The sequence below is a fragment of the Methanoplanus limicola DSM 2279 genome, from assembly GCF_000243255.1.
Classification (GTDB): Archaea; Halobacteriota; Methanomicrobia; order Methanomicrobiales; family Methanomicrobiaceae; genus Methanoplanus; species Methanoplanus limicola.
The window spans coordinates 1,378,773-1,398,329 of the sequence record NZ_CM001436.1 but is presented as its reverse complement, the minus strand read 5'-3'; the positions used below and the strand labels follow the sequence as shown (position 1 = coordinate 1,398,329).

The following is a 19,557-nucleotide window of genomic DNA, read 5'->3' as shown; positions in this document are numbered from 1 at the left end:
CCCATAAAATTATTCAAAAGGGGCATATGCCCTCATTGAGAGGTACGAATCGGCAATCACAACCGCCGCCATTGCCTCCGCAACAACAGTAATCCTCGGCACTATGCAGGGATCATGCCTTCCTCCGGTTGAGATTAACCGGTTATTCCCGTGAATATCAACAGTCTGCTGCTCAGACGATATGGATGGTGTCGGTTTTACAGCAATTCTGATGACAATATCCTCTCCGGTTGAGATGCCGCCGAGAATACCGCCCGAATGGTTTGAAAGAAATTTCACATTGCCGTACTCATCGGAAGCCATAGAGTCATTATTCTCACTCCCAAAAACTTCCGCTGAAGAGAAACCGTCCCCAATCTCAACACCTTTCACAGCACCGACTGACATCATCGCAGCCGAAAGAGCAGCATCAAGCCGGCCGAATACCGGATCGCCGACTCCGGCAGGGCATCCCTTTACAGTAACCTCAGCAACACCGCCTACAGAATCACCGGCCGATTTTGCCGAGAGAATCTCATCTTCAAACAAACCCGGATCGGATATACCGTGCACTGATAAAATCCTGCTTTTAAATGATATGCCGGTTATAGAGAGCATCTTCATCGCAAGGGCACCCGCCATAACCCTCGAAACCGTTTCCCGGCCCGAACTCCGGCCGCCGCCGCGGTAATCACGGATTCCGTACTTCTCACGGTAGGTGTAATCCGCATGTCCGGGCCTGAACAGCTCTTTTCCGGATTCATAATCACCGCTTCTTGCATCCCTGTTTCTGACAATCATGGCAACCGGCATTCCGGTAGTCTTACCCTCAAATATACCTGAGAGTATCTCAGGGTTATCGGACTCAGACCTCGGAGTTGAAAGCGGGGACAAACCCGGCCTTCTTCTCTCAAGGAGCGGTATCATATCAGCCTCTGAAAATTCAATCCCGGGAGGGCAGCCGTCAACAACAACTCCAAGTGCCCTGCCATGGCTCTCGCCGAATGTCGTAAACCTGAAAAATCTGCCGAAGGTGTTCAAAGCATCGCCTCACGGATAAACTCTTCTTCCGGCCTGAAACCAAACATCAGGAAGAACTGCTCCACTGCCTGGTGCACAAACATCTCAGTACCGGAGATAGGTATGCACCCCTTCTTCTCAGCCATCTTCAGGAGTTTTGTATCAGCCGGCGTGTACACGAGATCAAAGACCCTCATGCCCTCTCTAAGGACAGATTCAGGGACAACGGAGCCCCCGGACCTGTTCATCCCCACCGGAGTCGCATTGATAATTACATCAAAAACACAGCTGTGTATCTCATTTAACCCGCCTGAACGGCATTCAAACGACTCCGCAAGTTCAGCAGCCTTCTTCTCATTCCGGTTTAATACAGTCACATCAAATCCAAGGACAATCAGAGCATAAACAGCCGCACGGGCAGCGCCTCCTGCACCGACCACAACCGCACTCTTACCCTTTATGCTCTCGCCTGCATTCTTAAACGAACTCTTTAAGGGTTCTGCAATTCCAATCCAGTCGGTATTAAAGCCGTAAAATCTGCCGCAGAAATTAACGGCAGTATTTACCGCACCTATCGCCGCAGCATCGGGTGAAATTTCACTCATGAAATCCACAGCGTCCTCCTTGAACGGGATGGTGATGCTAAGTCCCCTCATACCTGAAATTTCGGCAGTTCTGATAATTTCCCCGAAATCAGCCGCTTCCATATATGTATAGAACCCGGAAATTCCATAATTTTCAAAGATTTTTCTGTATATCGCCGGACTTTTTGAGTGCATGCAGGGGTTGCCGGAGATTGCGCAGAGATTAAAGGCCTTTCTTTCACCGACAGCATCAAGGGCAAGTATCCTCTCAGCCTCTGAGGGCATCATGGAATTTTTAAAGAATTTCTGAAGTAACTCCCTCCCCTGAGTGGTCAGATCTCCGGACTCCACAATCCCGGCTATTTCATCAGAAACCTTCTCAGGACCGCGTTCTCCGTCAATGCAGAAATCCGAAGACCTGAGGTAAGCCGGCATCCGGTCTTTCATTATCACAGCAACCTCATGATCAAGCGGAAGGGAGGTCAGAGGCGGTCTTTCACTCCCGGTAATTCTCCGTACAGACTCCTCCGGTGTGATATTCAGGAAAAAAACGAGTGAATTCTCTCTCAGGACCCTGACATTCTCATGGTCAAGAATAACACCTCCTCCGGTAGAGAGAATACAGTCCCCCGGAGGAAGTTCTGAGATCACAGAAGATTCCGTAAGCCGGAAATCCTCCTCACCAAACTCCTCAAATATATCTGAGACTGACATTCCCCGCTCTTCCTCAATAAGGGTGTCGGTATCAATGAAGGGCAGATTCAGTTTAAGTGAGAGCAGTTTTCCGACAGTTGTCTTCCCGCTGCCGCGAAATCCGGTAAGAACTATTCGTGTAATAAGCCAGCCCTCCTTAATTCAGTGAAAAATTCCGGGTATGACTTTGAGACGCATTCCGGATTTTTGATCTCAACCCCGCCTGCACCAAGGCCGATAACAGCCGCAGACATCGCAGTCCTGTGATCATCAGCGGGATCGATCAGACATTCCCTGAACTCCGCGGGGTATATTGTAACACTCCCGTCTCCTGCCTCAGCACGCCCGCCGCATGCCTCAGCCATATCAATAACAGCCTGAATCCTGTCACTCTCCTTGTACTTCAGATTCCCGACACCATGTATTGTTGTGGGACTGTCTGCAAAGAGCGCCACAGCGGCAAGCGTCTGGATAACATCAGGAGATCCTGACATATCCACTTCAATGCCCTTCAGTCCCTTCCGGCACTCTGCAACAACATAATCCTCTCCTGAGTTCAGGTCAATATCGCAGCCCATATCTTTTAACATCCCCAGGAATGCCCTGTCACCCTGCAGGGAATGCGGATTGAGGTTATTCACCCTCACACGCCCGCCGCATACAGCAGCAACTGCAAACAGATATGATGCAGAGGAGTAGTCCCCCTCGACAGCATAGTCCGACGGAGAATATACATCCTGTGGGATCGTAATGCTGCCGTTGCTCACATCTGCGGGAACAATGCCAAAGGATCTCATAACGTCAGCGGTAATCCTGAGATAAGGTTTTGAGGCAATACTCCCTTTGGGCATAATATTCATAGGATGATCAGAGTACGGCCCTGTAAGCATGAGGGAGGACACATACTGACTTGACTTAGAGGCGTCAACAATGACCCTACCCCCGGAGAGGCTGCCTGAAATTCTCAGAGGGGGAAATCCATCCTTCTCAATGAAGATAACATCGCCACCGGCCTGCTTTATCGCATCCGCAAGATCCCCTATCGGCCTCTCCTTCATCCTCTTCGTGCCGGTAAGGGTCACTCTTCCGGGTGAGAGAAGGGCGAGGGTTGAGAGCAGCCTGAGCGTTGTGCCGGAATTTCTGCAGTCAATTATCACCTCTCCGACATCCGGAAATACACCTCCGCATCCTTCAACGGCAATGCCGTCTTTTATTTTCCTGCATGAGATCCCAAGCCGGATAAGGGCATTCACAGTCACATCAATATCCTCGGAATCAAGCGGATTCCCTATAAAAGACTCTCCTTCAGCAAGTGCGGCACATATGAGTGCCCTGTGCGTGTAACTCTTCGACGGCGGTGCTCTGAATTCCACATCAACAGTTCCCGCCTTTTTAATTTTTAAGCCCGTATTTACACCTCCTCCCTTCCATAACATCCAAGTTCCTTCACCTTTGCAATTCTCTTCAGCGAAGATATTAGTTTCTCCACGCATTCCGCTTCAAAGTCAATGAAGAAGACATAACTCCCGATACCCCTCCTGGACGGCCTGGACTCAATTTTTGTAAGGTTAATATTCTCACCTGCAAAAACACCAAGGATACTGTATAAAAGTCCGGGCCTGTCAATCTCCGGGTCGACAATTATACTGCACTTTTTCCTGCCGGAAGTAAAAGCCATTTCCGGCACACCGTAATTTTCACCGGAGGGTTCCCCTCTGTCAGACGATATAAGTACAAACCTTGTGATATTGTTCTCTGAATTCTGAATATCGGGACTGATTATTTCAAGACCGGAAATTTTTGCGGCTGAGAGGGATGTAACTGCACATGAACCGGAGTTTTTAAGCGCAAGCTGTGCACTGTCTGCATTGCTTGCCGTATGAATGACAGGAATGCCGAGATCTTCAATAAACCTGCTGCACTGTGCATGGGACTGTGGGTGGGCATAGATAACTCTGCATCCGCCCGCCGTTACACCATCAGATGCCAGATTATGCCGGATCTGCATATAGTACTCAGCAATAATCCTGCACCCTGTATCCATCAGCCCGTCAAGGGTCTCACCAACGCCTCCTGCATCACTGTTCTCAACCGGAACAAGGCCAAGTGACCTTCCGGACTCAGCTTCATCAAATACTCTCTTAATTGTAGGGAGCAGAAGAACCCCGGAACCACCTGAGATCTTCACGGCAAGTTCATGGCTGAACGTCCCTTCCGGGCCAAGTGCTGCAATTCTCATTTAAGCGGCCTCCCTGACTTGGCAAGTGCATCAATTACAAGGTCGGTATCCCTCGTGGCCTGGGGGATGTATCCGGAGAAGAACTCACTGTTCTTCTCAAAAATCTCCTTAAAAGATTCAAAGTCCTTCTCTGAGATACATTTAAGCATATTTTCCGACGACTCTGAAAATTTCCCGGCCATCACGCCGGATTCTGAATTCATCATAAGAATATCACCGTACAGCTCCGGACTCTGGCCGAGTATCCTTCCGATAAGACCCATCTCAATCCTGTACACCGGACTCATGACGGGAATTATAACATCAGGGGAAAGCCCTGAATTCCGGACGGCATCAGCAACACAGAGGGTCGCAAAATGGACAAGGCCCTGTACAACACCCATCACCCTGTCATGCTCTCCGGCATCCATCTCAATGACTGTCGCATCCTCTCCTCTGAATACCCTGTAAAGGAGAGCAGCACTCTCCCTCCTGCACCTTGCAGGAACTGAAATTACTGTCTGCCCTGAGAGTGATGAGACCGAAGGGCCAAACATCGGGTGAAGACCTATGACCTCTGCGTCAGTCTTTAACATGGCAGTGACCGGTCCGCTCTTTACAGAAGTAAAATCACAGAGGACCTGGTCTTCTCTGAGAAACGGCGCTATCTCTTCTATTACAGGTACAGTATCATGAATAGGAACCGAAACTATGACAATATCAGACTCTTCTGCAATATCACGGTTTGAGAGAGGCGTGCTCCTGCCGGAGACAGCGACATCAAAACCTGACCTCTCAAATACGGGGGCAAAGAGGCGGCCCATACCGCCCGTGCCGCCAATAATTCCTACCTTCATCTGAAAATTCCGGTTTACTTCTCCAGAATGCTCTCATCCACTGCCATTCCGAAATGCCGCCCGCCTTTCTCAATATGGCCGAGGATTTTGTCGCCCGGTTTTATGGAGATGACAGAGACGGGACTTCCGCCCTCTTTTACAAGCCTGATGGTCTCTGCATTCTGGAGTATCATGGTATGCTCTTTTCCGCCGGATTCAGCCTTAATGAGAAGCATCGGCCTCTTCTCAATCTTGACGCGGCCGACGGTCGCACCTGACGTTTTTCCGTCTCTGTCTGCGATGAGCACACGGTCTCCCGATTTAATCTCAGAAAGATATGAAGTTTTCATATTCTCCATCATTGCATAGGCATGCACTGCTCCGGCATTGACCCTGAACGGCCTCGGCGCAACATACGGGTTTTCAAGCGTTTCTGCATGAACAAGGAGGAATGCCGATGACGTATTTCCAATGAGCATTCCCTCACCCTCTTCCATCAGGGTGCATGTATCAACACAGACACGGTCGCCCATTCCGGCATCTGAAACAGAAGTCACTGTGAAGGTATCAAGACCTATCAAACCCGTACCTTCACTGATTATTGCTGAAACCTCCCTGATCTTTTCAGGGGTCGGATTTTTCAGGATAATCCCGGCAACACCTTTTTCAAGAACGCCAAGAGCCGTCTTTACCTCTGCTGCGTCTTCAGCCGCAGCAATTATCCGGTCAGAACCTGCCACCAGGTTTTCAAGCGGAATTACAGTCCAGTCTGTGGTGTGGACAATCGTGTAGCCCTTTTTTGAAAGCTCAGCAGCCTCTCCGGCTGTCTCAGTGTCCTTAATATGAGTTTCAAATACATCCCTGCCCAAAACTAGATCGCCATCTGCTGAGATCGTTTTAATACGGCCGAGTTTCCTGACATCCTCTGCCTTTTCGCATAATATTGCAGTTGCACCGCCCTCAATTGCAGCGGTTGCAAGTTCCTTGTCCCAGCGGCTGAGATCAACCCAGAATTCCTTCATATAACCCAGCCTCAGAGATTTTTTACCGCCTCTTCCGGCATTTCTTCATCGTGGACAACTTTGCAGAGTGCATTTATGAATTCTGCCGGATTCTTCCTCTGGAATGAATTTCTGCCGAGGCAGACACCTGCACCTCCGGCCAGGACAGATTCCCTGACAGTTCTAAGGGTTTCAAGGTCCCCGGCCTTCTCACCGCCGGCTACCAGGACAGGCACCGAGCATGACGATGTAATTTTCCTGAATGTCTCAGGATCTCCTGTGTAATTGGTCTTTATGAGATCTGCACCAAGTTCCTCCGCAACCCTGACACAGTGGCCTACAGACTGGAGTGAAACCGGATCAACCCCTTCCCCCCTGGGGTATATCATAACAAGAAGCGGAATTCCCCAGCGTGTGCATTCCCTTGACACCTTTCCGGCCTCCTCAATCATCTTTGACTCATGAGGGGCACCGAGGTTGATGTGGATGGATACCGCATCTGCACCAATGCCGATGGCTTCCTCAACCGTGCATACCATAACTTTGTCATTGGGATCGGGGTTTAGGGATGTGCTCGCTGACAGATGCACTATAAGTCCGATATCACGCCCGTGTTTCCTGTGTCCTGCCTTGACCATTCCCTTATGAAGGACGATGGCATTTGCACCGCCGTCGGATACATCGGATATGATCTTTGGCATATCGCCAAGACCCTCTATCTGTCCGAGCGTAAAGCCGTGGTCCATCGGAATAATAACTGTCCTTCCGGTATTTCTGTTCATTATCCTTTCAAGACGGATTTCCTTACCAATCATAATCTCAGATCCCCATTTTAATTACTTCAATCGCCTCTTCAGCGCTTCTGTTCTCATGCACTATCATTGCAGCGGCACGGACGAACCTGTCAGGGTGTGCATGCTGGAAAGCATTCCTGCCGATAGACACACCGGCAGCGCCGCCTTCCATTGCACCCTCAATAAGCTTTAAGGTCTCAATGTCGTTCGTCTTTGATCCTCCGGCGATAACCACCGGAACGTGGCAGCCGTCCGTAACCTCCCTGAAGGAGTCCGGATCTCCGGTGTACACCGTTTTTACGATATCTGCGCCAAGTTCAGAGGCCACCCTTGCAGCAATCTTAACCGAATTTATCATATTTTCGTCATTAATCTTTTTGCCCCTCGGGTACATCATTGCAAGAAGCGGCATGCCCCATTCGATGCACTCAATTGCCGTTCTCCCAAGGTCTGAAAGCATCCTCGCCTCGGATTCAGCACCTACATTTACATGCATAGAAACACCGTCAGCACCCATTTTAAGGGCGTTCTGAACAGTATTGACCATCACCTTGTCATTGGGATCAGGGCCTAAATCTGTGCTTGCTGAGAGATGCAGTATAAGCCCGATATCCGGCCCTCCCTTTCTGTGTCCGTGAAGTGCAAGGCCCATGTGCCCGATTACGGCGTTTGCACCACCGAGTGCGATGAGATCAACGCTTCTTTCAAGATCTATAAGGCCCGGAATAGGGCCTGACGATACACCATGGTCCATCGGTACAATAACGGTTGTGCCGGTTTCCCTCTTCATTATCCTTTCGAGTCGGATCTCTTTTCCCCTCATGTTTAATCATTCCATGAACTTACATATAAATTAAGGGACACCCGAAAAGCCATCTGAGTAACTGTACGCCATAAGCTGTAAGGCGGCTTTTCGGATGTCGTTTATTCAGAAGACATACAAAAAGCCGCAGCACCAGCTAAAAAAATAATAAAAAGTAAAAGCAAAGAAAAATGCAGATATAATAGCTAACGCTGCTGATGGTTGCGATTTCACAAAAGATAAAGCAACTTCTGTGCGGAGTATAGAGCGGTGGCTGTTAACGATAAAAACATTCACCGGCGAAAAAACATTCACCACACATTACCACAAATAAAAGACACAAAAATATATAAAATATACCCTGCTGCCAAAGCCCTGTCAGAAAAAAGAGAAGCCGCCGAAATAAAAAAGATTATTTCTTCCCGTAAAAACGGGATGCAAGACCGGCAGCCGCCGCTATAACAGCAAAAATCAGTGCCGGTGACAATTCTGATTTTACAGGAATTATCACCGAAAATCCGCCGGAATTCATTATCATATCAGAATATCCTGACAGAACGGGAAAACTTCCGGAAAAGCCGTATAATGAAAAGTACTGCGAGAAGATTATTCCTGCTGTTATTACTGCAACAAAAAAGACCAGAACAACAAATACAGCCTTCAGAGAACCTGAATTAACAAGTATTTCGGATATATTCTTCTTCTCCGGCATATTGGCAAATACTGACCCTAAAATAAGAATTATTCCGAATAATATCGTGATCCCCGTAAGCGCCATCGTCAGAGAGGTGATCAGAGGAGATATAATCGCGTCTCCAAATGAGTACACAGTTAGTGTGAACGGAGAGGCAGCGATATACAGGGCATCCTCACCAAAGGTCAGCTGCCACCACGCCCCTGTAAAAGGCAGTATTATCATCAGAATTCCGGCAATGATTCCCGGATAGTTAAAGCCGGAATTTTTATCAGCACTCTGTGAAGACTCAGTCCCCTGTGTTACCGGATTTACGTATTCATCCGTCATTTCACTTACCCCCTGATACTACTTTTATTCCGGACATATCAATTGCCATATCCGAGAGCGGACTGTCGCCATATGCAACCTTTTCGCCGGAGGAAAGGGCACTCAACTGGCTATCACTCACCGGGGCGGAGAGTACAACCTCGCTTGTGCCGGATGCCGGGATTGCCGCACTGCGGGTAAGTTTCAGTTCCGCAGTTTCACCACCGATTATGATGCTGTATCCGAGTTCTGTTACGATCAGGTCTTCAGAATAAGGATTTTTCATAATTCCTGTGAGAGTCAGGGTGCTTTTGTCATCAGAGAGAACATAATCCTGAGGGGTGAAATATCCGCTGCTCATATCCTTCCCCTTCATCTCAAACGATTCTATTACGGCTGCCGGGTCCGTGCCGTAAAGTGCCTGTTCAACGTCCCACCCGGTTGTGTAGAGCGGAATAATTACTGCGATAATAATTATCACAACCGGAAATGCGGCAAGAATTATCTTCAGGTTTTTCTCATTCATTATAACCTGAATAGTGTTTTGCCGGTATTTAAATTATATCTGCAAAATACAGATATTTAAGCAGGACAAGGGTAAAACCAGGTAATATTCAGGGTCAGGCAGTTTCATCACGAATAACAGTTATTCTGAGTAAATAACTGCCAGAACCATAAACCTGCATACGGTTTATGGCTGTATTTATCCGGACTTAATAAGAGGGCCATACATCCACAGTGAGAGGACAAAAAAGCCACAATACAGGGACATTACCCGGTAAAATGCGCTAAAACTCCCAAATAGGGCAACAGCCCCTATATTTATTCCATAACAGGGACATTGCCTGTGAAATCATATATCTTAGGTTCAAGCGTCTCCAGATCAACAACAACCGCCCTTGCAGGGGTCGGCTGAATATTCATCTGCTTCTGAAAAGATGTCTGAGACTGCCATGTGCCGGAATTTATGCATAATACCCCGCGATAGTTTACAGCACCGCAGATATGCACATGCCCGGTATGCAGGATTTCGGGGATAGGATCTATTACAAGCTCATCCTCTTTTGCGGCAAGAATCGGCGTCCTCATACCATAGGTGCATGCAAGATGGCGCCTCTTAAGCATCTCAACCATCATCTCCTCCGGTTTTGTGTATGAAGCACCCGGAATCATGGAGATTAAATCATCATAGCTTCTTCCGTGGTACATAAGAACTCCCACACCCTGAAGCCTGACAAAGGCCGGATTCTTAACTAGTGTGACATTCTCGGAGAAATGCTTTGAGAAGCGTTCAGGAAGACCCGGCTGAGGCTCAGAACCTCTTATTGCATCGTGGTTTCCGGGAGAGAGGATTATCTGTATGTCCTTTGGAAGTTTCTTGAGCATCTTTCCAAACGCCTCATACTGCCCGTCAATGCTCTGTATGGTAAGTTCCTTCTCCTGTCCGGGATAGATACCGATGCCGTCCACAACATCACCCGCGATCAGAAGATAACGGGCATCAAATTCATAGAGCCAGTCTGAAAAGCGCTCCCACTCCTTTTTAAGAAATGTATCGCTTCCCACATGGACATCAGATATTAAAACAGCCTTTCCGGAAGTTTCACTCTTAAAAGGTGCGTTTTTAAGCGGAATATCAGGTCTGTGCAGTGAATCGGCAAAGAAGAGATTGCCGTCACTTGATAATTTCCCCTTAACAAGTATGACCTCATCGGGAATCAGTTTTTCAGCCTCTTCAAAGGAATCTCTTTTGTTGTTGAAGAGTACATTGATTTTGTCAGTCGGATCTTCTATTACTGCCATTCTGTGACCCTTGGCAGTATTTCTCAGTTCGACGACCATACCAATAACCGCGACATCCTGCTGCTGATATCTCCCGGTCTGTGTAAGGGCAGATATAGGCATCGGGTCACCCCTCCCCCTTAGAAATTTAGAGAGTTTGTCATACCGGTTTCTGAAATAATATGTGAAATCGGTGTAGTCAACTCCGCCTTTCTCCTCAACACCTATTCCCCTGACAATATCAACATTGCCCGGTGTTGTAAAGCGTGTACCGTCCCTTTCTGCCTTTACAGGAGGCAGATTTTCCGGAGCGCCCGATTCCTTTAAACGCGGCCTTACGGGTTCAAATCCCTCCTGGCTGTATCCCGGGATATGACAGGGAAGTGCAACAGGTGCATTTTCAGGTACATTTGATATTATCCCGTCAATTAGTGTGACATCACCTGACTGCTGAAGATATACAACCACCTCAGGATGTACCTGAAGCCCTGCCTCCAGAAATCTCGTAATTATTGCTGTGGTGATGCTGTTCATTTCTTCATAAGTAATTTGATTTTATTTAAGATACCATTGACGGATGAAATCATTACAGCAGTAATAAAAGGCACAATGCCAGATAATTATCCATTTAAACAGATATAACCGCAAAAGTGCAAAAAAATTTAATTTTTTAAAAGCCTGATTATTCCTCAATGAGGGTTGCTTTGATTATTTTGGCTTCTTTCTTTGGCTTGTCGCCTCTGTCAGTCGGAAGTTTGGCTATTTTATTGACTACATCCATACCTTCTGAGACCTCTCCGAATACCGGGTGCTTATATGGTGTGGAGGTGTTGTCCCAGTCAAGATAGTTGTTGTTTACAAGATTGATGAAGAACTGGCTTCCGCCTGTATTTGGCTGTCCTGTATTTGCCATTGCAAGAGTGCCTTTTACATTGGAGTGCCCTTTTACAAACTCGTCTTTGATGTTGTAACCCGGACCGCCGGTACCTGTGCCCCTTGGGCATCCTGCCTGGATCATGAATCCGTTTATGACCCTGTGAAATATTATTCCGTCATAGAATCCTTCGGATACAAGCTTTTCAAAATTTCCGGTTGTGACAGGCATGTCATCATAGAGTGTGATGATGATCTCACCATGGTTTGTCTCGAATTTTACTTTCTTTGACATATTTTAACTCCTGCCTTAATATTTGAACTTACAAAACAAAAATTGATCAGTTCAGGAAACAAAATCTTCTCAATGTATATAAAGGATATTAAGGAAGAGGAATATTTCCGTTCAGCCGATGGATGTATATTGTGCGAGCTTCTCCACCGGAAAAATGAGGACTTTGATCTAAGGATTGGATACAGTATTGCGCATGCAGTTGTGCCGGCATGCGAAAAGACAGTTCCGCACAGGCTAAAGGAATCAAGTGAGGTCTATTATATCCTTTCAGGGAAGGGAATGATGCACATTGACGGGGAAAGTAAAGAGGTATTTCCCGGACAGGCAGTCTATATCCCGCCGGGAGCTGTTCAGTATATTGAGAATACCACAGGCTCTGATCTTATATTTCTTGCAGTTGCTGATCCGGAATGGAAGGGAAAGGACGAGGAAATTATCACCTGATTTATAGCAAATGTCTTTTTATTAAATAGATCAAAGATATTGTTGATATAAATGGGGAAGAAACCAGGCAGGAAAAAGAAAGGTGAAGAAGTAAAGAATGATAATGCTCCGGAAACAGGGAAGATAATTCCGGATTTATCTGCTGAAGGATTAATTAATTCGGTTAAGACCGATATGATGACACAGGTTCTTATAGGTCTGGTCATTGTTGCATTTGTGCTTCGCTTCTTTAACCTGGGATTCAACTCACTGTGGCTTGATGAGGCATCAACACTTACTTTCGCAACACAGAGCCTCTCAGGAATATGGGAGTCTACAGCCTCAGGAGAATTTAATCCTCCTCTGTTCTATTATATGGAGCATTTTATGCTCGCATTTGGGGACAGTGAATTTGTCCTGAGGTTCCTGCCGGCATTATTCGGTGCCTTTACAGTGCCGGTCATATACCTTATAGGTAAAGTTTTCACCGGAAAGACGGGCGGAATTTTCGCTGCTGCACTGATGACCTTCTCATCATTCCATATATTTTATTCACAGGATGCAAGGGCATACACAACAATGCTCTTCTTCTTCTCGCTTGCAATTCTCTTCTACCTGTGGGCGATAAATACGGATGAGATGAAGTGGTGGCTGCTCTTTGGAGTATTTTCCGCACTGGCGTTCTGGACTCATTTCTATGTATTTATCGGTGTGGGGCTGATTGTTCTTCATGCACTGATTGTAAAGGGAAAAGATATACTGGCTGACAAAAAGAGGATTATCCCGATTGCAACGTCAGTAATCGCTTTTATTATTGTATCACTTCCCCTGATAATGGTAACAGTAGGCCTCTTCTTTAAGAGGACTGCATCAGCTCCTACATGGGGACTTAGCGGGATGTCGGTGATAACCGATTCATTCAATATGATTCTCGGAGGGAATTTATTCATAACCGTAATTCTGCTTCTGCTTGCAGTAGGAGGTATTTACAGGATATACACACAGAATAAAAGCTATGCTCTCCTCCTTATTCTCTCTATATTTATCCCGTTTATTGTCAGCATGATTCTGTCAGCAAAAATCCCGATGTCTCCGAGGTACCTGATATTTGTTATGCCTTTTTTACTGGTGGCAATTGCCGGAGTCACCGGTTTTGTCCCGAGAAACATTGAGTGGAAAAAGGTGGCCGCAGTTGCGGTTGTATTTGCACTGCTGATAAACATACCAATGCTTGCAGGGTATTATTCCGGATTTACAAAGAATGACTGGCGTGGATTTTCCGGGAAGCTGAGTGATATTACAGAAGACGGAGATTATATCGTTGTAATGCCCGGATATATGAGACAACCCCTTAATTATTATTATAGCAGTACTGATGACAATACAATTGAAAAATTGGCATCAGACTCTGAAACCCTTAAGAAAATCAGCGATGAAGCAGGCGGGAAGACGACATATTATGTTCTGACAGGAGATATCTTTGCTGCAAATCCAAATGGCGACGCCATAGAGTGGCTTGATAATAACGCTGAACTTATGGGTCAGCATACAAACATCTACATCTTCAAATCAAAGACAGGGTAAATATGAATAATTCAGATATAACAATAATAATCCCCACTTTTAATGAATTTACAAATATTGAAAATATAATCCGGAAAAATTTTGAGGTTCTTGACAATGTCGGAATTAACGGAGAGATTCTTGTAGTTGATGATGACTCAAAGGACGGGACAATTCAGAAGGTCGAAGAATTAAAAAGTGAGTTTGAAAGGCTCAGAATAATTGTCAGGCATGAAGACCACGGCCTTTCACAGTCCGTTGCTGAGGGCTTTGATGAGGCCTCGTCAGATATTATCCAGGTCATTGATGCCGATTTTTCACACCCGCCGGATCTCATCCCGGAATTTTACCGGGCCATTAAAGAAGGCGGGTACGATGTTGCAATAGGCAGCAGGTATATGAAGGGAGGGGACATCTCCAACTGGCCGTTAAAGCGCCGGATAATATCACTCGGTGCGACATTCTTCGGGAGGATGCTGTTTCCGGAGATAACCGACCCTGTGAGCGGTTTTTTTGCCATAAAGAAGGATGTTGTCCGGAATGCCGGGCTGAAACCACGCGGGTATAAAATCCTGATGGAAGTACTTGGTAAAGGGAGATGGGAGAGGGCAAAGGAGATTCCGTTTACATTTAAGGACAGAGAAGTTGGTGAAAGTAAGCTTAAGCTCAGCACAATGCTGGATTATATTAAACAGTGTGTGGACATAGGCACTTTTGCCCTTTTCAATCACGATACTGCAACATGGAAAGAATGGAAAAAGATAATTAAATTCGGAATTGTAGGTGCATCCGGGATTGTTGTAAATTCTGCAATTCTATACACATTTACTGAATATATCGGGCTTTATTATCTCATATCAGCCCTTATTGCAATAGAAACATCAATAATTACAAATTTTATCTTAAACGACAGGTGGACGTTTGGTGGAAAAGGAAGTGCAAATCACAGGATAAAATCAGTATGGAAGAGGTTTGCATCCTTTCAGGTAGTTTCGGTTGGTGGGCTGGTTATTAACTTCGCCGTGCTGATGAGTCTGACAGAGTTCTTCGGGATTTACTATATGGTGTCTAATATTATTGGTATTTTTGTAGCATTTTTGTGGAATTTTATTGTTAACAGGCATATTACGTGGCATGCTGATATGTGAAAAATAGAATGTGACTAAAAAAACAGGTAACATATTTATCAGTCAAAAATCAAACTTTTCATACAAATTATGGTTCAAAATTCTGATTGGCTGGACTCCATAAAATTCAAAGTCAAAAAAAAGCCGAGACTTTATAAATTTCTTATAGAAGTGATATCTCCTGTTTTTTACTTCAAAAAATCATCCTATCAAAAAATATTCAGATATCTTGACCCAAAAGAAAATATCATTGTAAATATTGGTTCCGGACCTTTTAGACTGCATGATAATATTATAAATATAGATATCTCTGATTACACCAATGTTGATCTCATCGCCAATGCAAAGAAACTTCCATTAAAAAATGAATCGGTTGATGGAATAATTAATGTGGTTAGCCTTGAACATATCAACAATCCAGAACTTGTAATGGATGAATTTTACCGCTTACTTAAACCTGGCGGGTACATATATACTGCATTACCATTTATTGCAGGATACCACGCAAGTCCGCATGACTATAAAAGATGGACAATATCCGGAATAAAAAATCTGCACAATAAATTCTCCGAACAGGAAGTAAATGTATTTGGAGGACCAACATCAGGACTGGTGTGGATATTAACAGAATGGCTTGCATTGCTATTATCGTTTAGAATACTACCACTGTATAAAGCATTGTTTATATTATTCACACTCATATTGTGGCCATTGAAGTTCTTAGATATTTTGTTAATAAATCATCCAATGTCAAACAATATTGCAAGTTCATTTTACTATATTGGAATGAAAAAAACATGATGCATTAAAATGTGGCACAATATAAAAGCAACCAGATTGTAAAATCAAAATTGTAAAATCAAAAAAGTCACCCATGAGCCTGCGGGTTCACAGATGATGAATGTAACAGTGTATTGTTTTATAGGGAATATAACTGCAATAAACAGATCAAACAAAAATTCAGCTATTATTTAACTGTTATTAATCAGGAGGGCAAATATTGATAATTTGTAGTAAATGTCATCACAGTATGGAAATTATAGGCAGGGATTTCATATGCCCGAAATGTAACCAAAAATACACCCTGAATAATGATATTTATTCACTGACTTCTGAAAAAAAGATGAAGAATTTTTCTTCCCGAAAGAAAAATTCGACCGTCTGTATAGCGCTGAAAGTAAAAATTTCTGGTTCAGGGTCAGAAATTATATAATAGGCGAAACGCTATTAAAGCATGTTCCTGTTAATTCAAATATCATAGAAGTTGGTTCCGGTACTGGATTCGTATCAAAATACCTTAAAGAGATTGGATATATTACCAATTGTGGAGAACTATTTTCAGAAGGTTTAAAATACTGCCAGATAAGAAACTCAGGATATAAATACTGGGAATTTAATTTATGTGAACCTGTATTCAAAGAGGAATTTGATGCATACTGCGCATTCGACGTTCTGGAACATATCGATGATGACACCACAGCAATTCAAAATATATATCTTGGATTAAAGAAAAAAGGGAAGGTATTTCTAACCGTTCCAGCATGCAAAAAATTATGGTCTGATGCAGATTCCGGTGCTGGACATAAAAGAAGATATTCTGCTGATGAAATAAGAGAAAAAATGGAAAAGGCAGGATTCAAAATAATAAAAATCAGTTATTTTATGACATTTCTTTTCCCCATAATTTTTGCATCAAGAATTTGTATGAACAAAAATTCTACGCACAAAAAAGCGGTCAAAGAAAATATTATGGAGTTACAAATTAATCCAATCCTTAACTGGATTTTTTACTGGATTTTCAGAATGGAAGTACCACTTCTAAGATACATTAATCTGCCATTCGGAAGTAGTCTGCTATGCATAGCAATTAAAGAGGAAATATCTTGAAAGGAATAATACTTGCAGGTGGCACAGGTACACGCCTAGCCCCGTTAACAAAGGTAACAAACAAGCACCTGCTGCCGGTTGGAAGAGAACCGATGATTTTCAATCCTATAAGGCAGTTGATTTCAGCAGAAATAAAAGACATACTCGTAATTACAAGCAAAGAACATATGGGGGATATTGTTCAGCTACTTGGAAGTGGAGCCGAATTCGGATGTAGTTTCACCTTTAAAGTACAGGAATCCGCAGGAGGCATTGCACATGCACTTGCTCTTGCGGAGGGATTTTCAAATGGAGGAAGAATTACAGTAATCTTAGGCGACAACATTCTCACTCACAGTATAAAATCACACGTAGATGAATACCTGAAAAAAGAATCCGGCGCATACGTACTAATTAAAAAAGTTGGAGATCCTGAACGCTATGGTGTTGCTGCCCTCGACGAACAGAAAAAGATGATTATTAAAATTGAAGAAAAACCATCAAAGCCGGAGAGTGATTATGCAGTTATTGGGGTGTATATGTATGATTCAGATGTCTTTAGCATAATCAGAACAATCAAACCATCAACACGTGGTGAATTAGAAATAAGTTCTGTAAATAATGAATATATTGCTCGCGGAAAACTACAATACGGGGTAGTTAATGGCGGATGGACCGATGCAGGAACTTTTGAGTCACTCCAGTATGCAAATTCCCTCCTTCTTGAAGTAAAAAATAATATATTTACAGAGAAAAACAATGAAAATACCATTTAATCGCCCATATCTAACAGGAAATGAACTTAACTATATTGAAGATGCTATCAGATCATCTCAATCCGGAGGGCACATAAGTGGAGATGGTAAATACACAAAATTAGTACAGCAATTCTTTGAGACAGAATTCCATGCACGAAAAGTTCTTTTAACAACTTCAGGAACAAGTGCCCTTGAACTTGCATTTCACCTGCTTAATCTAAAACCCGGCGATGAAGTTATCCTTCCTTCATACACCTTTTCCTCGACCGCAAATGCAGTTATTTTAGCAGGTGGAAAACCTGTTTTTGCAGATATTTCAGAAGAAACCCTGAATATTGACCCCAAGGATATTATAAAGAAAATAACAAAAAAAACCAGAGCTATTTGTCCGGTTCATTATGGAGGAGTTTCATGCCAGATGGATGAAATAATGAATATTGCCAATAATCATAATCTCAGGGTTGTTGAAGATGCGGCACAGGGCGTTAATGCGAAATATAAGGGAAAATATTTAGGAACAGTCGGAGATTTTGGCTGTTACAGTTTTCATGAAACAAAAAATTATGTATGTGGAGAGGGAGGTGCTCTTACAATTAATACAGAGGACGAAAGAGTAATTGAATATGCTGAGATACTAAGAGAAAAAGGAACGGACCGAAGCAAATTTTTCCGTGGTGAAGTGGATAAGTATACATGGGTAAACATCGGGTCAAGTTTCCTGATAAGTGATATTTTAGCTGCTTTTCTATATGCACAGGTAGAAAATATTGACGAAATTCAGGAAAAACGGCTATTGGTATGGAATACATATTATAATGCACTAAAACCTTTTGAAGATAAAGGAGTAATCCGACTGCCAATCATTCCAGAATATTCCCAACATAATGCCCACATGTTCTATGTACTCTTCAGGAATGAAGAGATCAGAGATATGGCTATGCATAAATTGAAAGAAGCAGGAATATTCGCAGTATTTCATTATATACCACTTCATTCTGCACCCATGGGACAGAATTATGGCTATAAAAAGAATGATCTCCCTATAACTGAAAATCTAAGTGGAAGGTTGTTGAGGTTGCCAATGTATCCCTCTCTTCAACTTGGGGAGGTAGAATACATAACTAATCAATTATTAAATATTCTGAACTTAAACCTTAGATCATAATGGAATATCAAGATATTCAAAACCACTGGAATTCTCTTGCTGAATTAAAGGATTCATACAAAGCATCCTGGGGAGATTATTTCATGGTTAAAAAAGAAATTGATGAAATTTCAAAAAATATTACAGGTACTGAAGAAATCTGTGATTTTGGATGCAATAATGGATTTTGTACTTTTGAACTGATAAACCGATTTAATGATATACAAATTAACGGTATAGACTATTCGGAAGACCTTATTCAGGTCGCGAAAGAAAATCTAAAAAAATTCGAAAAAAAAGAACAGATCTCATTCTCTGTCGGGAACATACTCGATCTATCCAGTTATCCAGAAAAACAATTTGATATTGTATTAATAAAAAGAGTATTAATCAATTTAAAAAGTCCAGAAGATCAAGTTCTTGCTCTGGAAAATATTAAAGAGATATTAAAAAAGGACGGTAAAATAATACTGTCTGAAGCTGTGGAAGAAAATTGGGAAAATCTAAACAGACTCAGAACAGAATTTGATCTGGAAAAACTTGAACAACCCTGGCATAATAATTACCTCAACAAAAAAGTGATCAGTTATTTATATGATAACTTCTCTGTAGAGTTAGACAGTGATTTTTCAAGTTCATACTACATAATGTCAAGAGTAATTCATCCATGGGTTAAAAAAATAAATAATAAAAATAAATTAGATCCTCTATCTGAAATTAATAGACTAGCATCATTCCTACCCAATTTCGGTGATTATGGAATTCAAAGATTATTTGTACTAAAATTAAAATAGGA

At 43.5% G+C, this 19,557-nt stretch carries 21 protein-coding genes; 9 read left to right on the top strand and 12 right to left on the bottom strand.

Going from position 1 to position 19,557, the window contains the following annotated elements:
* Positions 1-9: 9 nt before the first annotated feature.
* From METLIM_RS06805 to METLIM_RS06750, 12 genes are all read right to left on the bottom strand, one after another.
* Complete coding sequence (locus METLIM_RS06805) at positions 10-1,020, bottom strand: chorismate synthase (RefSeq protein ID WP_004077213.1); 1,011 nt, start codon at positions 1,018-1,020, stop codon at positions 10-12.
* A complete protein-coding gene (gene aroE, locus METLIM_RS16050) occupies positions 1,017-2,411 on the bottom strand; it encodes a shikimate dehydrogenase (RefSeq protein WP_281034221.1) in 1,395 nt (464 codons plus the stop codon). The genes METLIM_RS06805 and aroE overlap by 4 nt, the downstream gene beginning before the upstream one ends.
* Positions 2,408-3,712 (bottom strand): 3-phosphoshikimate 1-carboxyvinyltransferase, encoded by a 1,305-nt coding sequence (gene aroA, locus METLIM_RS06795; protein ID WP_004077211.1) that lies wholly within the window; start codon positions 3,710-3,712, stop codon positions 2,408-2,410. Before aroA ends, aroE begins: the two co-directional genes overlap by 4 nt.
* On the bottom strand, positions 3,688-4,515 hold the full coding sequence (locus METLIM_RS06790; RefSeq protein WP_004077210.1) for a prephenate dehydratase: 828 nt from the start codon (positions 4,513-4,515) through the stop codon (positions 3,688-3,690). Before METLIM_RS06790 ends, aroA begins: the two co-directional genes overlap by 25 nt.
* Positions 4,512-5,351: a prephenate dehydrogenase/arogenate dehydrogenase family protein gene (locus METLIM_RS06785; protein WP_004077209.1), complete on the bottom strand. Its 840-nt coding sequence runs from the start codon at positions 5,349-5,351 to the stop codon at positions 4,512-4,514. The genes METLIM_RS06790 and METLIM_RS06785 overlap by 4 nt, the downstream gene beginning before the upstream one ends.
* Positions 5,352-5,365: 14 nt before the next feature.
* Positions 5,366-6,352 (bottom strand): 3-dehydroquinate synthase II, encoded by a 987-nt coding sequence (locus METLIM_RS06780; protein ID WP_004077208.1) that lies wholly within the window; start codon positions 6,350-6,352, stop codon positions 5,366-5,368.
* An 11-nt stretch (positions 6,353-6,363) separates the two neighbouring features.
* A complete protein-coding gene (locus METLIM_RS06775; protein ID WP_004077207.1) occupies positions 6,364-7,146 on the bottom strand; it encodes a 2-amino-3,7-dideoxy-D-threo-hept-6-ulosonate synthase in 783 nt (260 codons plus the stop codon).
* A gap of 4 nt (positions 7,147-7,150) precedes the next feature.
* A complete protein-coding gene (locus tag METLIM_RS06770; RefSeq protein ID WP_004077206.1) occupies positions 7,151-7,948 on the bottom strand; it encodes a 2-amino-3,7-dideoxy-D-threo-hept-6-ulosonate synthase in 798 nt (265 codons plus the stop codon).
* A 391-nt stretch (positions 7,949-8,339) separates the two neighbouring features.
* On the bottom strand, positions 8,340-8,951 hold the full coding sequence (locus METLIM_RS06765; protein WP_004077205.1) for a hypothetical protein: 612 nt from the start codon (positions 8,949-8,951) through the stop codon (positions 8,340-8,342).
* Position 8,952: 1 nt separating this feature from the next.
* Entirely contained in the window at positions 8,953-9,456 is a 504-nt protein-coding gene (locus METLIM_RS06760) for a hypothetical protein (RefSeq protein ID WP_004077204.1), read from the bottom strand.
* A gap of 296 nt (positions 9,457-9,752) precedes the next feature.
* Positions 9,753-11,246: a DNA-directed DNA polymerase II small subunit gene (locus tag METLIM_RS06755; protein ID WP_004077203.1), complete on the bottom strand. Its 1,494-nt coding sequence runs from the start codon at positions 11,244-11,246 to the stop codon at positions 9,753-9,755.
* A gap of 148 nt (positions 11,247-11,394) precedes the next feature.
* A complete protein-coding gene (locus METLIM_RS06750; RefSeq protein ID WP_004077202.1) occupies positions 11,395-11,880 on the bottom strand; it encodes a peptidylprolyl isomerase in 486 nt (161 codons plus the stop codon).
* A gap of 72 nt (positions 11,881-11,952) precedes the next feature.
* On the opposite strand from METLIM_RS06750, the gene METLIM_RS06745 reads away from it, so the two are divergent.
* From METLIM_RS06745 to METLIM_RS06710, 9 genes are all read left to right on the top strand, one after another.
* On the top strand, positions 11,953-12,324 hold the full coding sequence (locus METLIM_RS06745) for a cupin domain-containing protein (RefSeq protein ID WP_004077201.1): 372 nt from the start codon (positions 11,953-11,955) through the stop codon (positions 12,322-12,324).
* Between the two features lie 51 nt (positions 12,325-12,375).
* Positions 12,376-13,887 (top strand): glycosyltransferase family 39 protein, encoded by a 1,512-nt coding sequence (locus METLIM_RS06740; RefSeq protein WP_004077200.1) that lies wholly within the window; start codon positions 12,376-12,378, stop codon positions 13,885-13,887.
* Between the two features lie 2 nt (positions 13,888-13,889).
* Positions 13,890-15,014, top strand: a complete 1,125-nt coding sequence (locus METLIM_RS06735) for a glycosyltransferase (protein WP_004077199.1) — start codon at positions 13,890-13,892, stop codon at positions 15,012-15,014.
* A gap of 69 nt (positions 15,015-15,083) precedes the next feature.
* Positions 15,084-15,794 carry a methyltransferase domain-containing protein gene (locus tag METLIM_RS06730; protein ID WP_004077198.1) on the top strand — a complete coding sequence of 237 codons (711 nt, stop codon included), beginning with the start codon at positions 15,084-15,086 and terminating at the stop codon, positions 15,792-15,794.
* 199 nt (positions 15,795-15,993) lie between these two features.
* A complete protein-coding gene (locus METLIM_RS17670; RefSeq protein ID WP_394295887.1) occupies positions 15,994-16,206 on the top strand; it encodes a hypothetical protein in 213 nt (70 codons plus the stop codon).
* Positions 16,155-16,880, top strand: a complete 726-nt coding sequence (locus METLIM_RS17665) for a class I SAM-dependent methyltransferase (RefSeq protein WP_004077197.1) — start codon at positions 16,155-16,157, stop codon at positions 16,878-16,880. The genes METLIM_RS17670 and METLIM_RS17665 overlap by 52 nt, the downstream gene beginning before the upstream one ends.
* A complete protein-coding gene (locus METLIM_RS06720; RefSeq protein ID WP_004077196.1) occupies positions 16,877-17,635 on the top strand; it encodes a sugar phosphate nucleotidyltransferase in 759 nt (252 codons plus the stop codon). Before METLIM_RS17665 ends, METLIM_RS06720 begins: the two co-directional genes overlap by 4 nt.
* Positions 17,619-18,782: a dTDP-4-amino-4,6-dideoxygalactose transaminase gene (rffA, locus tag METLIM_RS06715; protein WP_004077195.1), complete on the top strand. Its 1,164-nt coding sequence runs from the start codon at positions 17,619-17,621 to the stop codon at positions 18,780-18,782. Before METLIM_RS06720 ends, rffA begins: the two co-directional genes overlap by 17 nt.
* The gene (locus tag METLIM_RS06710; RefSeq protein ID WP_004077194.1) at positions 18,782-19,555 is read left to right on the top strand and encodes a class I SAM-dependent methyltransferase; all 774 of its coding nucleotides are present in this window, start codon (positions 18,782-18,784) and stop codon (positions 19,553-19,555) included. Before rffA ends, METLIM_RS06710 begins: the two co-directional genes overlap by 1 nt.
* Positions 19,556-19,557 lie beyond the last annotated feature (2 nt).

Excerpts from the sequence above, each read along its gene's own strand:
- METLIM_RS06755 (WP_004077203.1), bottom strand. The coding sequence starts at position 11,246 with ATGAACAGCATCACCACAGCAATAATTACGAGATTTCTGGAGGCAGGG.
- METLIM_RS06765 (WP_004077205.1), bottom strand. The coding sequence starts at position 8,951 with ATGACGGATGAATACGTAAATCCGGTAACACAGGGGACTGAGTCTTCA.
- METLIM_RS06780 (WP_004077208.1), bottom strand. The coding sequence starts at position 6,352 with ATGAAGGAATTCTGGGTTGATCTCAGCCGCTGGGACAAGGAACTTGCA.
- METLIM_RS06775 (WP_004077207.1), bottom strand. The coding sequence starts at position 7,146 with ATGATTGGTAAGGAAATCCGTCTTGAAAGGATAATGAACAGAAATACC.
- METLIM_RS06790 (WP_004077210.1), bottom strand. The coding sequence starts at position 4,515 with ATGAGAATTGCAGCACTTGGCCCGGAAGGGACGTTCAGCCATGAACTT.
- METLIM_RS06770 (WP_004077206.1), bottom strand. The coding sequence starts at position 7,948 with ATGAGGGGAAAAGAGATCCGACTCGAAAGGATAATGAAGAGGGAAACC.
- METLIM_RS06745 (WP_004077201.1), top strand. The coding sequence starts at position 11,953 with ATGTATATAAAGGATATTAAGGAAGAGGAATATTTCCGTTCAGCCGAT.
- aroA (WP_004077211.1), bottom strand. The coding sequence starts at position 3,712 with ATGTTATGGAAGGGAGGAGGTGTAAATACGGGCTTAAAAATTAAAAAG.
- METLIM_RS06710 (WP_004077194.1), top strand. The coding sequence starts at position 18,782 with ATGGAATATCAAGATATTCAAAACCACTGGAATTCTCTTGCTGAATTA.
- rffA (WP_004077195.1), top strand. The coding sequence starts at position 17,619 with ATGAAAATACCATTTAATCGCCCATATCTAACAGGAAATGAACTTAAC.
- METLIM_RS06740 (WP_004077200.1), top strand. The coding sequence starts at position 12,376 with ATGGGGAAGAAACCAGGCAGGAAAAAGAAAGGTGAAGAAGTAAAGAAT.
- METLIM_RS06760 (WP_004077204.1), bottom strand. The coding sequence starts at position 9,456 with ATGAATGAGAAAAACCTGAAGATAATTCTTGCCGCATTTCCGGTTGTG.
- METLIM_RS06730 (WP_004077198.1), top strand. The coding sequence starts at position 15,084 with ATGGTTCAAAATTCTGATTGGCTGGACTCCATAAAATTCAAAGTCAAA.
- METLIM_RS06785 (WP_004077209.1), bottom strand. The coding sequence starts at position 5,351 with ATGAAGGTAGGAATTATTGGCGGCACGGGCGGTATGGGCCGCCTCTTT.
- METLIM_RS06750 (WP_004077202.1), bottom strand. The coding sequence starts at position 11,880 with ATGTCAAAGAAAGTAAAATTCGAGACAAACCATGGTGAGATCATCATC.
- METLIM_RS06735 (WP_004077199.1), top strand. The coding sequence starts at position 13,890 with ATGAATAATTCAGATATAACAATAATAATCCCCACTTTTAATGAATTT.